Genomic DNA, 14,684 nt, shown 5'->3' on the forward strand with positions numbered 1-14,684 from the left:
TCACCAGAGCCGGCGGTAGCCGAGGTTGATGGACCAAGGGCGCTCGTAATAGCGGGCGCGGGCGTATTCATAATCCAGATACATCTGGCTGAAGTCGTTGATCCGGTAGCTCGCGCCCAGGCCGAACTCCACCCGCTTGCCGTCGTAGGTCGGGGAGAGGTGCTTGTCGTGGGCGTGCAGCGCGCCGCCGTCCGAGTCGACCGCGGCCGCGCCAAGCTTGCCGTAGGGGTGCCAGCGGCTGTCGCCGAGTTGTCGTCCGAAGCGCACCAGGGCGCGGTATTGCGCGGAGCGGAGGCTGTCCTGCTTGACGTGGAGGCGGAGGTTGTCCGGCGAGGTGTCGAAGCTCTCGCCGGAGAGCCAGAGGATGGAGGCTTGCAACGCGGGCTCCACCCACCAGCCGTCGGCACGCTGCAAGCGGCGGCCCGCCTCGACGCTGCCGCCGAGGGCCCGGCTGGTGTAGCGGCCCTGCACCGTGCGCAGCTCCGGCGTGCGCGCGTCGATGCGGTTGATGTAACGGCCGGCGCGCACGACGGCGTCGGCAAACCAGCCGTTGTCGTGCAGGCGCGTGAGGTAGGCGCCGAGCATCACGCTGCTGCTCGTGTTGCCGCCGCGCAGGTCGAAGTCGCGGTGAATCGAGCCGGCGTCGATGAAGGCGCCGAGGAGGTTCGCGGCGTTCTCGGTGCGGAAGCGTTTGTCCATGCCGGCGGTGAGGCCCCAGCCGTATTGGTCAAAACCGCGGCCGGTGATGCTGTTGGTCGCGTTCAGGCGGTAGGCGCGGCTGCGCACCCAGAGGTTGCCGGAACTGGCGGCTCCGCCGCCGGAGTTTAATGAAGTGCCGGGCAGGTTTTCGGCGCGGACCTCGCCCATGCGCAGGTGGAGGGCGTCGAGGGCGATGTTCCAGTCGAGCGGAATCGTCGAGGCGGTGTCGAGGATGACGTCGGCGGCGTTCGACAGGCCGGTGTCGGCCAGATACCAGTTGTTTGCGCCGGGCATGAGCGCGGTGTCGTCGCCGCGGTTGAGTTCGTAGGCGGTCAGGCCGAAGTCGATTTTGCCGTTGTTGGTGTCGAGGACAAACTCCGCCAGGCCGGAGCCGGTGGTGATGAGCTCGAAGGAGGCGCTTTGCCCGCCGGGCGCGCCGACATGATTAATGTGGACCTGGTGCGTGCCGGCGGCGTCGTTTGTTATGGCGAGGCTGTTGGCTTTCATGCCGGTGGCCGGGGTCATGAGGCCGGCGGCGCCGGTGAAGTCCACGTTGAGCTCGAACCGGCCGGCGCTCGCGCCGAGGGTTCCGATGCGGGCGCGGTGGTAGGCGGCGGCGGGGGCGGCGCCGGCGGCGAAGTTGGCGGGGGCGACAAAGGCGAGCGCGCCGCCGTTCAGGTGCAGCGTGCCGAGTTGCGCGGCGGGGGTGTCGATGCGGATGGCGGAGGCGGCGTTGTTGAGCGTGACCACGGTCGCGGCGGTGCCGAGGGCGTGGCTGGAGCTCATCGTAACGACGGCGTTGTCGAGGCTGGCGAACGCCATGGTGTTGTCGCGGGCGAGCGTGAGCGTGCTGCTGATGACGGAGAGCGCGCCGGAGCCGCTGAAGGTGTTTTGCGAGGCGCCGGAGGCGATGCCGCGATACTCGAAGGCGGCGCCAGCTGAGATGGCGACGCTGGCGGTGCCGAGCGCGGCGATGTCGGCGGCGGCGAGGGTGCCGGTGCGGATTTGCGCGTCGCCGCCAAAGGCGTTGGCGCGGGCGATGGTGACGGTGGATGCGCCGTCCTTGATGAACGTGCCCTGACTGCCGGTGAACGCGGTGGCGAAGGTGCCGCTTTGCGCGGGGTCGAGGATGAGCGTGGCGGCGGCGGAGTTGAGCGCGACGGCGCCGGTGGCGCCGAGGCTTTGCACGTGGGCGAGGCGCACGGTGCCGGTGGTGTTGACCAGCGCGGCGAAGCCGGTGTTGGAGGCAAGCACGTCGAAGAGGCCGCCGGCGAGGGTCAGCGTGCCGGTGCCTTGCAAGCCGTCCGTGCCGGCAACGTGTCCGCCGTTGCCGATGGTCTGCGCGGTGTGGTTGAGGTTGAGGGCGGCGCCGGCGGCGATGTCGAGGTAGCCGGTGTTGCCGAGCGCGCCGGAGGCGCCGGCGACGAGCGTTCCGGAGGTCACGAGGGTGGTGCCGGAGTAGGCGTTGGCGGCGTTGTTGAGCCAGATGGCGCCGGTGGCGGTGATTTGCAGGTTGCCGGAGCCGGTGACTTTGGCGTGCAGCTCGTGGCCGCCGGGAGTCGTGCCGCCGGTGATGGCGCCGAGGAAGGCGGTTTCATGGTCGAGGACGGTGGTGCGGCCCGCGAGCAGGTCGAGATCGGTGAGCGTGTAGGCGAGGTGGAGGCCGGTGTTGCCGGCGACGCCGGCAAAGTTGTAGGTGCCGCTGGCGGTGAGCGTGCCGGATTGCACGATGTTGTTTTGCGTGGCCTGGCTGATTTCCGCGCCGGTCTGGTCAACGAGGTGGCTGCCGGTGACGAGGGTCTTGCTGCCGGCGGCGAGGGTGTCGCTGGCGATGAGCTGGAGGCTCAGGCCCTCGTCCTGCTGGAGGATCGGGCTGGAGTTGTTGCCGCTGAAGCTGCCGGTGTCGATGCGGATGACGGTGTCGCCGATGTCGAGGACGCCGGTGCTGACGATGCCGTCGGCCTGCGTGCCGCTCGCGCCGAGCGCGAAGGTGATCGTGCCGCTGCCGAGCACGAGGTTGCCGATTTGCTGCGTGCCGGTGCCGACGGCGGTGTGGCTGGCGGCGTCGAGCCGCAGCGTGGCGTCAGCGAGCGCAGCGGTGTTGTCGCCGGAAAGGTCGAAGGCGCTGTGGCCCAGCGCGAGGGTGCCGTGGAACGCGGTGCCGGTGGAGCCGGCGAAGGCAAAGGCGCTGCCGGAGGTGTCGACGGAGAGCACGCCGGTGCCGCTGAGGGCGTTGCCATAGTTCCAGCCGCCGGTGGCGGTGATGACCAGCCGGCCGTCGATGCGCGTGGCGGCGTCACCGAGGTTTTGCTGCTGCGTGACGGTGGCGGTGCCGGTGGAGGTGACATCCCACGCGGCGAGGGTGTTGCTGCCGGTGAGGATCACGTCGGGATCGATGATGGTGGTGCCGGTGCCGAGGAGGTTGTTGGCAAAGATGCCGTCGCCGGCGAGGTCGAGGGTGGCGTGGTTGGTGATGTCGCCGGCGCCGACACCGTGGAGGTCGGTCAGGGTGAGGGTGCCACCGGCGACGGTCGTGACGCCGGTGAAGGCGTTGGATTGGGAGATCGTCAGGTTGCCCGCGCCGTCCTTGACGAACGTGCCGGAGCCGCCGAGGACGTTGGCGAGGGTTTCGGCGGCGGTGTTCGAGAGGGTGAGAAGGCCGTCGTCCGCGATGGCGGCGGCACCGAGGTTCGCAGTCGAGCCGGCACCGAGCGCGGTGTCCTGCGCGATGGCGAAGGTGCCGCCAAAGGCGGTGTTCGAGCCGGTGAGGGCCACGGTGCTGCCGGCGGCGAGGGCGAACTGGCCGGAGCCGGAGATGATCTTGGAGAAGGTGCCGGTCGAGCCGATCAGTTGGACCGAGCCGGCGTGCGTGATCGCGAGCGTGCCGCTGTCGCCGAGTGCGTGTGTGTTGTGAAGCGTGGTCGTGCCGGTCACGCCGACGCTGGCGGCGAAACCGGCATTGGTGCTCGTGATGTCCACGCTGCCGCCGAGGCCGAGGCTGCCGGTGCTCAGGCCCTGAAGACCGCCGGCGATGATGCCGCCGCCGATGGTCTGGGTGTTGGCCGCGAGGTCGTAGGCGGCGGTGGACGTGACGGACAGCCAGGAGGTATGGCCGAGGGCGTCGTTCGCGCCGGCGATGATCGTGCCGCCAGCGATTGTCGTCGTGCCGGTGTAGCTGTTGGCGGCGTTGAGCGTGATGCTTTGCGTGGCGTCGAGCTCAAGGTTGCCGGAGCCGCTGATGACAGCGTGGAACTCGTCGCCGTCGTAGGGCGCGGTGGTGTCGCTGGCGAGCAGGAGGGTTCGGCCCGCGAGGATATCCACGGCCACGAGGCCATAGCTGGCGTAGAGGCCGTGGTTGCCGGCGCTGTCACTGGCGGAGAGGCCGTAGCCGTAGGTGCCGGTGGCCACTTGCGTGCCGGCCTGGACGATGGCGGCGGCTTGCGTGGCGGTGACGAGCGCGCCGGTGTTCAGGTCAACGAGCGCGATGTTGTTGGGCGCGCCGATGGTGGTCGCGGAGCTGGCGAGCCGGGTGAGAGCGCCTTCGTCCTGCTGGAGCAGCGGGGATTGCGGGACGGTGTGGGTCGTCGTGCCGGTGGGGATGCGCACGCCAACCGTGCCGCTGACGAGGCGGATCGTGCCGGTCGCGGCGATGAAGTCAGGCGAAACGATGTCGGCGGGGACGTTGGTGTCGAAGTCCACGCGCCCGCCGTCAATCGCGAGGCCCGCGAGGGTGTGCGTGCCGGTGGCGACATCGACTTGAGCGCCGGTGGAGGTGACAAGCGTGGCGGCGGCGAGGTCGCCGTTTGCGAGCGTGTAGGCGAGGTTGGAGAGCCTCGCGGTGCCGGTAAAGAGGCCGGACTGGAAGACTGACGGGCCGAAGGCGAAAGTGTTGCTGGTCGCGGTCAGGTCAACAGACAGCAGGCCGGAGCCGTTGAGGGTGTTGGAGAAGGTGTAATCCGCCACGCTGTTGAAGGTCGCGCTGAGAACCGCGCCGCCGGCGATGTCCACGAGGCCGGCGCCGAGGGCGGCGGTGTGGGTGACACGCAACTCGCCGACCTGCACGCTGGTGCTGCCGGAGTAGCTGTTGCTCGCGCTGAGGACGAGCGTGCCCTGCCCCGCCTTGATGAGCGAATTGCCGTTCCAACCGCTGGTGTTGCCGGAGGACTCGTCGGCGAGAGTAACGTCAACCTCGAAGGTGCCACTGGTCACGGTGAAGGTGCCGTGGGCCTGGTCGGTGCCGCTCTGCCACGTGAGGCCGCTGCCGATGACGTAGTTTGTACCGCCGGAGACATAGGCGCTGTGCGTCAGGTAATCCACCGCGCTCGTGCCGCCGGTGATGGCCTTCGTATCGAAGTCGCCCGTGATGGTGCTGGTGGTGTGGATGAGCACCTGGGCGTTGTTGCCAAGCTCGCTGGCCTTGGTGCCGCTGGCGGTGCCGGTGTAGTTGGCCACGATAAGCCCGCCGTCGAGCGCGGCGGCGGCGGCGGTGATGAAGGCGTCGTTCAAGCCGCGCGTCGAAAGGTCGAGGGAGAGCGTGGAGGAGGCGCTTTGCGAATACGTGCCGCCCACGCTGACGCTGCCGCTGCCGGCGATGGAGAGCGAGCCGGTGCCGGAGTTGCCGTTGAGGAAGTTGCCGCCGGCCGTCACCAGGCCGGTGCCGCTGATGTCGAGCGAGCCGAGGCCGTTGTAGCCGATGGCGAAATGGGTGCCGGTGGTGACGCTGCCACTGTCGGTGACCGTGAGCGCGCCGCGCCCTTCGTTGCCGAGCACGAGGTCGGCGCCCGCCGAGAGCCAGCCGCTGCCGCTCACCGTGCCGGTGCCGATGCCGCTGTCCCCGAAGGAAACGAAGTCGTGCGCCTCGGCGGCGCCGGTGCCCGTGACCATCAGCGCGCCCGTGCCGGCGTCGCCGACGATGAGCGCGCCGGTGTTTGTCCACCTGCCGCGCACGATGACATCGCCCTGCGCATCGGGAGCAGAGCCGATGACGCCTCTGCCGTTGATCACGGTGCCGGTGGCCTCGATGTCGAGCGAGCCGGTGCCGCTGTTGCCGACGTGGAGATCGCCGCCCGCCGTAAGCAGGCCGCCCACGGTGCCGGTGCCGAGCGCGCCGGTGTCGTGACCGAAAAAGATATTATTCTTCGAGAGCGCGGTGCCGGTGGAGGCGATGTTGAGCCCGCCCGCGCCGCTGCCGCCGACGGTGAGGTTGCCTCCGTTCGCCGTGCCGAGATAGCCACCGCCGCTGACATCGACGCGGGCAGGAATACCCGCGCTCCCGTCAACCACGACCGCCGCCGTGCTGCCCGTCCAGCCGGTGATGGCGAGCGTGCCGCCGTTGACGGTGGTGGTGCCGGTGTAGGTGTTGCTCGCGCTGAGGGTGAGCAGTCCTTCGTTGACGGCGGTGAGGGTGAGCGACGCGCCGTCCCACGCGGGGGCGAAGGAGCCGGAGGCGTGCGCGGTGGTGGTGGAGAGGGAAACGTCCACCTCGAAATTCTCCCCCGCCGCGAGGGTGAAGTTGCCGTGGCTGGTCCGGGTGCCGGTGAGCCATGTGAGGTTGTAGCCGATTTCGTAGTCCGCGCCGTTGTTCACCTTTTCCCCGCTGATCGTCAGGTAGTCGAGGGTGCTGGCGGCGCCGCCGAGGTTGACCGTGGCGAAGTCGCCCGCGATGGTGCCCGTGGTGTGGATGACGAGCTGGTTCGCGCCGTCGAGCTCGCTGGCTTTCAGTCCGCCGACGGTGCCGGTGTAGCCGAGGACGTTGAGGGTGGTGTTGTCGAGCACGGCGGCGGCGGCGGTGACGAACGCCCCGCGCGTGCCGCCGATGGAGATGTTCAACCCGGAGACGCCGTTCTGGAAATACGTGCCGCCGGCGGTGACGAGGCCGCTGTCGCTGATGGTGAGCGCGCCGGTGCCGCTTTCGTTGCCAACACTGAGATTGCCCGCCGCGGTCATCAAACCGCTGCCGCTGATCGCGACCTCACCGTAGCCGCTGCCGTAGCCGACCGCGCCGCCGATGGAAATGACGCCTAGGGATTGCGCCGTGCCACCGCTGACGGTGAGCCAGCCGGTGCCGCTGTTGCTGCCGATATACATCCCCCAGTCGGTGTTTTCGGTCGCCAGCAGCAAACCGCCGCTCATGCCAACCGTGCCCGTCGCGCCGTAACCGATATACACCTCGTGGCCGCGCGCCGTGCCGCTGCTCATGCTCAGCGAGCCGGTGCCGCCGCCCCAGCCGACCGCAAAGGAGTTATCGCTGCCGTCCAGCAAACCGTTGCCACCGAGGGTGACCCCGCCGCTGCCGCCGTCGCCAATGTAAACACCGCCGCTGCCATACGGGTTGCTGCCGCTGACCGTGCCGCCGTTGATCACCAAAACGCCGGTGCCGCTGCTGCCGCCACCGAAATAAATGCCGACGCCGGCGAGATAACCACCGGCCACGCTGCCGCTGCCAAACACGCCGTCGCTGTGACCAAAGCTGACGGCGCCTTGGGCGAGAACGGTGCCGCCGTTTACCAGCAGCATACCCGCACCCTCGCGACCCACATAAATAGAACCCTCCGCGCCGAGATAACCGCTGCCGTTGACATTGACCGTGCCGCTGTCGGTGGTGGTGTCACCGATGATGACTTCCGCCGTGCTGCCCGTCCAGCCGGTGATGTTCAGCACGCCGCCGTTCACTGTGGTCGTGCCGGTGTAATTATTCGAGCCGCTGAGGATGAGGGTGCCGCTGTTGCTGCTCGTGACCGTCAGTGAACGCCCATCCCAGTTGCTGACGTAGGTGCTGCTGCCGGCGAGGCCCATCGTGTCGCTGAGGGTGACGTTGACGTCAAACGACGTGCCGCTCGCCACACTGAAGTTGCCGTGGCCGTTGGCGGCGTCGCCGAACCACGCGAGGTTCACGCCGGCGACGTATTGCTTGGCGTCGGTGGTTTTGTAGATGCCGCCGTAGAGATAATCGGGCAGGCCGCCAGCGAAGCCGACCAGCGTCGAGGAAACGAAGACGCCGCTGATGGTGCCGCTTGCGCCCGCGCCGGTCGCGCTGATGAGGACTTGCCTGCTGCCGCTGAGAACGGCGCTGGCGGTGGTAAAGTTGCCGCCGGTGCCGAAGCCGCTGACGCTGATGGTGCCGCCGACCGTCGCGCTGCTGGCGTAGATGAAGGCGTCGTTCAAGCCGCGCACCGAGGCGTCGAGGGTGAGCGAGGAAACCGCGTTTTGCGAATACACGCCGCTCGCCGTCACCAAGCCGCTGCCGCTGACGGTCAGCGCGCCGGTGCCGGTGCTGCCGTTATTAAAATTGCCCGCGCCCGCCAGCAGGCCGCTGCCGCTGACCTCGATGCTGCCGGTGCCGAAATTGCCCATGTCCACGTTGCCGGCGACGCTGACCGAGCCGCTTTCGCGGATGGCCAGCACGGGGCTGGTCAGGCTGGAAACCCGGAGCGCGCTGCCGCTCGTCATGAAACCGGAGCCGCTGACAATGGCGCTGCCGTGCTCGACACTGAAGTAATTGCCGGTGGAAACGGTGCCGCCCGTCACGGCCAGCGTCCCCGTCCCGTCGTAAGAGCCAATCGTGAGATAATTATCCGCCCGCAGCAAACCGCCGCTGACCGTGGCCGCGCCGCGACCGCTGTAGTAGCCGATGGCGACGGAACTGTGGCCGTGGACGATGCCGCCCGTCACGGTCAGCGCGCCCTCGCTGGCGGCATTCTGCTGGCCGATGTTAATTTCGCCGAGCACATCCAGCAACGCCGAGTCGCCGACGGTGACCGCGCCCGTGCCGGCGTTGGACGTGTAATATTCCCCACCGACGAGCAGCGAGGAACCAACCGTGACGCTGCCGCTGCCGGTGAGATTCAACACACCCGCGCCGCGAGCGCCGACATTCAGGACGCTGGCAGTGCCCAGCCAGCCGCTGCCGCTGACATTCACCGTGCCGGTCGCGTCCGCCCGGTAGCCCACGTAAGCAGTGCTGCCGGCGCTCACGCTGCCGCTGTTGGAGATGTTCAACACGCCCGCGCCGCTGCCGCCGACGATGATGCCATTCGCCGCGCCGAGGTAGCCGCTGACGCTGACGGTGCCGCTGTCCGCCGCGCCCGCGCCGATGGTGACTTGCGCCGTGCTGCCCGTCCAGCCGGTGATGGCGAGCGCGCCGCCGAGGACGCTGGTCGTGCCGCTGTAGCTGTTGCTCGCGCTGAGGATGAGCGTGCCGCTGTTGCTCGACGTGACGGTCAGCGAGCGGCCGTCCCACGTCGCGCCGCTGGCGTTGGCGGTGCCGAGGTCGGCGGTGGTGTTGCTGAGGGTGACGTCAACATTGAAGCTCTCGCCGCTGTTCAGGGTGAAATTGCCGTGGCTCGCCGTCGTGGCGGAGAACCACGCGAGTTGCGAGCCGAGCACGTAATCCGTGCCGCCGGTGATGAACGCGCCGAAATTCAAAAAGTCCTTCGCGCCCGTGCCGCCGTTGACGGTCACGCTGGCGAAGTCGCCGCTGATGGCGCTGGTGTGGATGAGGATTTGCGCCCCGTTCGCCAAGGCCGACGCGCTGCCGCCGTTGACGAACGCCGCCGTGCCGCTGGCGTTCACCGTCAGCGTGCCGCTGAGTTGCGCGGCGGTCGCGGAGACAAAGGCGTCGCGGTAGCCGAGGGTGTCGCTGAGGGTCAGCGTCAGCGACGAGGAGCCGCTTTGCACATAGGAGCCGCTGAGGATGACATGGGCGGTGTCGCTGACGGTCAGCGAGCCGGCGCCGGATTCTCCGTTGAACAAATTGCCGCTGCCGGTGAGCAAGCCGCCGCCGCTGAGGCTGACGCTGCCGCTGGAGTTGGCGTAAACGCCGAGGGCGATGGCACCGCCCGCGCTGACGGTGCCGCCGCTGACGCTCAGCAAGCCGGTGCCGTTGTAGCCGACGATGAAATCCGTCCCGATGCTCCACAAGCCGCCGCTGACAGTCGCCGCGCCGTGGCTGCCGGCATCGGAGCCGATGCTGGCGCCGGTGCTGCCGTTGAGGGTGCCGCCGCTGAGCGTCAGCCAGCCGGTGCCGCTGTTGCCGACGCTGATGTCGCTCATGTTCCACAGCGCCGAGCCGCCGACGCTCACCGTGCCGCTGCCGGTCGCCGTGTCGCCGACGCGCACCAAGCCGCTGTTGATGACGGCGTTGTTCGTGGCGGTGAAGACGCCCGCGCCGACGTAGCCGACGCGGATGCCGTTGGCGGCGGTCAGTTGCCCGCTGCCGCCGAGACTGACGGTGCCGCTGCCGGTGGTGCCGTTGCCGAGCACCACGGTGGTGGCGGCGGCTTGCGCGGCGTCGCTGATGGTCAGCAAGCCGGTGCCGCTGTCGCCGACGATGAGGGCGCCGTTTTCGCCGATGTTGAGGGTGGCGACGCCCAGCGCGGCAGTGCCGCCGAGGCTGACCGTGCCGCTGGCGCTCGTCGCGCTGCCGATGATGAAATTGCCCCGCGTGCCGATGCTGCCGCTGTCGGTGAGCGTCAGCGCGCCGGTGGTGGCGGAGCCGACGGTGAAGCTGTTGCCGCCGCCGGTCGCATTCCACACCGCGCTGCCGCTGACGGTGGCCGCGCCGCCGTCAATGAGAGCCGCCGCGCTGTTATAAATGCCCGCCGCGCTGCCGCTGGTGGTGACCAGCAAGTTGCCGCCGAGGACGCTGGTGGAGCCGGTGTAAGAATTGCTCGCGCTGAGGATGAGCGTGCCGGTGTTGGTGCTCGTGACGGTGAGCGAACGGCCGTCCCAGTTGTTCGCGTAGGTGCTGCTGCCGGCGAGGCCCATGGTGTCGCTGAGGGCGATGTTCACGTTGAAGGTGCCGCCGCTGACGGTGAAGTTGCCGGTGCCGTTGTTGGTGTCGCCGAGCCATGAGAGGTTGACGCCGGCGACGTAGGCGCTGCCGCTGGTGGTCTTGTAAACGCCGCCGTAGAGATAATCCGGCAAGTTCGAGCCGCCGTTGACGATGGTCGCGCTGGTGAAGACGCCGCTGATGGTGCCGCTGGTCGTGCTGATTAACAACTGATGGCTGCTGCTCTGCACGGCGAGGGCGTCGGCAAAGGCGGTGCCGGTGGCGAAGTCTTCGACGATGATGGTGCCGCTGACGGTGGCCGAACTGGCGTAGATAAAGGCGTCGCCCAAGCCGCGCGAACTGGCGCTGACGGTCAGCGTCGAGCGCGCGTTTTGCGCATAGGTGCCGCCCGCCGTCACCAGGCCGCTGCCGGTGATGGTCAGCGTCCCCTTGCCGTCCGCGCCGCTGACGGTCATGTCACCGCCGCCGAGGTAAAAACCGGCGTCGGCCGCCAGCACGCCGCTGCCGCTGACCGTCACCGTGCCGGTGGTGTAGCCGTACATGCTGTGCGAGCCGCCGACGGTGACATTGCCGGCGGCATGAACCGTGCCGCTGTCGGTGATGTTCAATTTCGCGTTTTGGGTGCCGGCATAGCCAATCACGAGCCGCCCGCCGACATCCAGCAGCGCGTTGCCGCCGACGCTGACCGCGCCGCTGCCGCTGCTGACGTAGCTAATCCAGAAGTCGGAGCCGGCGCGGATGCTGCCGCTGCCGGTGAGGTTGACCGCGCCCGCGCCGTAGTAACCGGCGATCATTTGCGTGGCGCTGAACAGATAGCCGCTGTCACTGACATTGATGGCGCCGCGGCCGTTCGAGTAACCCGCGACCACCGACCAACTGCCGCCGCCGTTGATGCTGCCGCTGACGGTGCCGGTGACGTTTAACACGCCCGTGCCGTTGCTGCCGACGATGATGCCGGTGGAATTGTTGCCACCCGTCGCGTTGAGATACCCGCTGACGCTGACCGTACCGCTGGTGCCCGCGCTGCCGCCGATAACAACTTGCGCCGTGCTGCCCGTCCAGCCGCTGACGCTCAGCGCGCCGCCGTTGACGAAGGTCGTGCCGGTGTAGGTGTTCGTCGCGCTGAGGATGAGGGTGCCGTCGCCCGTCTTGGTCAGCGATTGGCCGTCCCAGCCGTTGATGGGCGAGGCCGGGCGGTTTTGCAGGCCGATGCCGTTGACGGTGATTTCCGGCTCGACGCCGTATAAGTTGTCCACCGTGAAGGTTTCGCCGCCGGCGAGGTTGAACGAGCCGGTCGCGTGCGTGTCGTCGCCGTACCATGCGAGCTTGTAACCGGCCACGTAATCGGTGCCGCTGTTGGTCTTGTAGGCGTCGGCGACGAGGTAGTTGCGCGCGCTGGCGGCGAGGTCAAGGTTCTTGCCGGTGAAGTCGCCGCGAATGGTGCCGCCGGTCATGTGCATGAGCAGCGTGTGGTCGGCGTAAATCGCGCCGGCGGTGGCCGCCGTGCCGCTGGCGTCCGCGCCGGTGACGGCCAGCGAGCCGCCGAGGGTGGCCGTTTGCGCGACGATGTAGGCGCCCGTCCGCGTGGTGTCGGTGATGGCGATGGTCAGCATCGAAACGGAATTTTGCGAATAGGCGCCGCCCGCGGCCACCGTGCCGCTGTCGCTGACGGTCAGCGCGCCGGTGCCGCCGCTGCCGAGGATGAAATTACTGGCGGTGGTGACGAGGGCGGTGTCGCTGACGATGACCGTGCTGGCGCCGCTGCCGACGGTGATATTGCCGCCCGCGCGGACCGTGCCGCTGTCGGTGACTTTCAGCCAGCCCTTGCCGCCGTAGCCGACGGTGAAGTCGCCGCTGTTCGTCCACACCCCCGCGACATTCGCGCTGCCGCTGCTGCCGTTGACCCGTCCGAGATAACCGGTGGCGGCGCTGACCGTGCCGCCGGCGAGGATGTCCAGCCGGCCCGTGCCGTTGTTGCCGACATTGAGGTCGTTGCGGTTCACCCACACGCCGGCGACGGTCGCGCTGCCGCTGCCGCCGCCGCCGTTGCCAACATCGCCGGTGCTGTTGGTGACCGTGCCGCCCGCGAGGATGTTCAGCCAGCCCGCGCTCCAGCGGCCGACGACGAGGTTGCCGCTGTTCGCCCACACGCCCGCGACCGTCGCGCTGCCGCTGCCGTTGGTGTTGTAGCCGACATAGCCGGCGCTGTTGGTGACCGTGCCGCCTGCGAGGATGTCCAGCCAGCCCGCGCCGCGGTCGCCGACGGTGAGGCTGCCGCGGTTCGCCCACACGCCGGCGACGGTCGCGCTGCCGCTGCCGCCGTTTGAGTAGCCGAGATAACCGTTGTTGTCGCCGACCATGCCGCCGGCGAGGATGGTCAGCGCGCCGGTGCCGGAGTCGCCGACGGTGAGGTTGTTCGTGCTGTTCGTGCCGGTGTTCCACGTGCCGCTGATGGTGACGGCGCCGTTGGTGTTCGCCGCGCCGCCGATGACGCCCGCCGTGCCGCCGACGTAGCCGCTGATGGCCAGCACGCCGCCGTTGACGGTGGTCGTGCCGCTGTAGTTGTTCGACGCGCTGAGGATGAGGTTGCCGGTGTTGGTGCTCGTCACCGTCAGCGAGCGGCCGTCCCACGCGATGACGTTCGCGCCGGCGGCGTGCGGCGTGGTGTCGCTGAGGGTGACGTCAACGTCGAAGCTCTCGCCCGCGCCGAGGGTGAAATTGCCGTGGCTGGCGGTGGTGGCGCTGAACCACGCGAGTTGGGAGCCGAGCACGTAGTCGGTGCCGCCGGTGATGAACGCGCCGAAGGTCAGGAAGTCGCGCTGGCTCGTGCCGCCGGTGACGCTGACGGTGGCGAAGTCGCCGCTGATGGTGTTGGTGTGAATGAGCACTTGCGCGTTGTTCGCGAGCGCCGACGCGCTGCCGCCGCTGACGAACGTCGCCGTGCCGGTGGCGTTGACGGTCAGCGTGCCACCCAATGTGCCGCTGTTGGCGGTGACAAACGCGCTGCGCGAGCCGGGTGTGCCGTCGAGGGTCAGCGTCAGCGAGGAAACGGCGTTCTGCGCATAAACGCCGCCCGCCGTGACCAAGCCGCTGCCGCTGATGGCGAGGTTGCCGGTGCCGCTGGTGCTGCCGAGGATGAAATTGCTCGCGGTGGCAACCAAGCCGCTGCCGCTGACGCTGACCGTGCCGAGGCCGCCGTCGCCGCTGCCGTAGCCAAATTCATTGAGCGCGGCGCCGATGATAATGTCACTGTCAGCGGTGAGGCTGCCGCTCTGGCCGACGGTCAGCCCGCCCGCGCCGCTGGCGCCAAACACCACGCGGTCGCCCGCGTCATACCAGCCGCCGCCGCTGATGGCGACCGTGCCGCTGTTGCCGCCGCCCAAGCCAACGCCCAGCGCCAGGCCGAGCACGTCATAACCCGCCGCGCTGATCCGCCCGTTGCCGGTCACGGTCACCACACCCAGCCCGCTGCCGTCCGCGCCATTCGCGGCGAAGCCGGCCAGCAGCGCGCGGCTCTCCCACACGCCGCTGCCGCTGACGGTGGCAAAGCCGCTGCCGGCGGTCGCCCCCATGCCGGCGCCGATGGAATCAAAGCCGGTGTCACGGGTGTCCAGCGTGCCGCCGCTGATGAACAGATAACCGGCGCTGTCGTCGCCAAAACCGAGCGCGATTCCCTCGGCATTGGTGATGTCGCCGGTCCGGCCCTGGAGATTGACGAGTGCCAGCACCGCCCGGCCGCTGATGGTGACCGTGCCGCTGCCGCCGGCGGTGCCGACCAGGAACGGACTCTCGCTGCCGCTGATGGTGACCCGGGCGTCGTCGCCGAGGCCCAGGACGCCGCTGGCGCCGGCGCCGTGGCCGAGCGCGGAAATGTAATTGGCGCCGGTGCCGCCAACCGTGAGCACGCCGTTGCCGCTGACGTTGATGGCGCCGCTGCCGGTGGCCGTGTTGCCGGCCATGAATTGGCTGGCGACGGCCACGCTGCCGGTGATGGCCAGCGCGCCGGCGGTGGCGTCGCCGACGGTGAGATGGTTCACGCCCCAGTAGCCGTTGCCGCTGACATTCACGGTGCCGCCGTTGACGAGGCCGGCGGCGTTGGTGCCCGTCCAGCCGGTGATGGCGAGGACGCCGCCGTTGACGGTGGTGGTGCCGGTGTAGTTGTTGCTCGCGCTGAGGATGAGGGTGCCGCTGTTGC

At 69.0% G+C, this 14,684-nt stretch carries 1 protein-coding gene (only partly in view); it reads right to left on the reverse strand.

All coding sequences use genetic code 11. The features are described 5' to 3' along the window. Positions 1-14,684, reverse strand: partial view of an autotransporter-associated beta strand repeat-containing protein gene (locus OH491_RS15370; protein WP_342750567.1) — the 3' portion only. 6,772 nt of this gene lie beyond the right edge of the window; the window shows 14,684 of its 21,456 coding nt (coding positions 6,773-21,456); its start codon lies off the right edge, out of view; its stop codon occupies positions 1-3.

Origin of the sequence: Termitidicoccus mucosus, from assembly GCF_038725785.1 — a bacterium.
Taxonomy (GTDB): Bacteria; Verrucomicrobiota; Verrucomicrobiia; order Opitutales; family Opitutaceae; genus Termitidicoccus; species Termitidicoccus mucosus.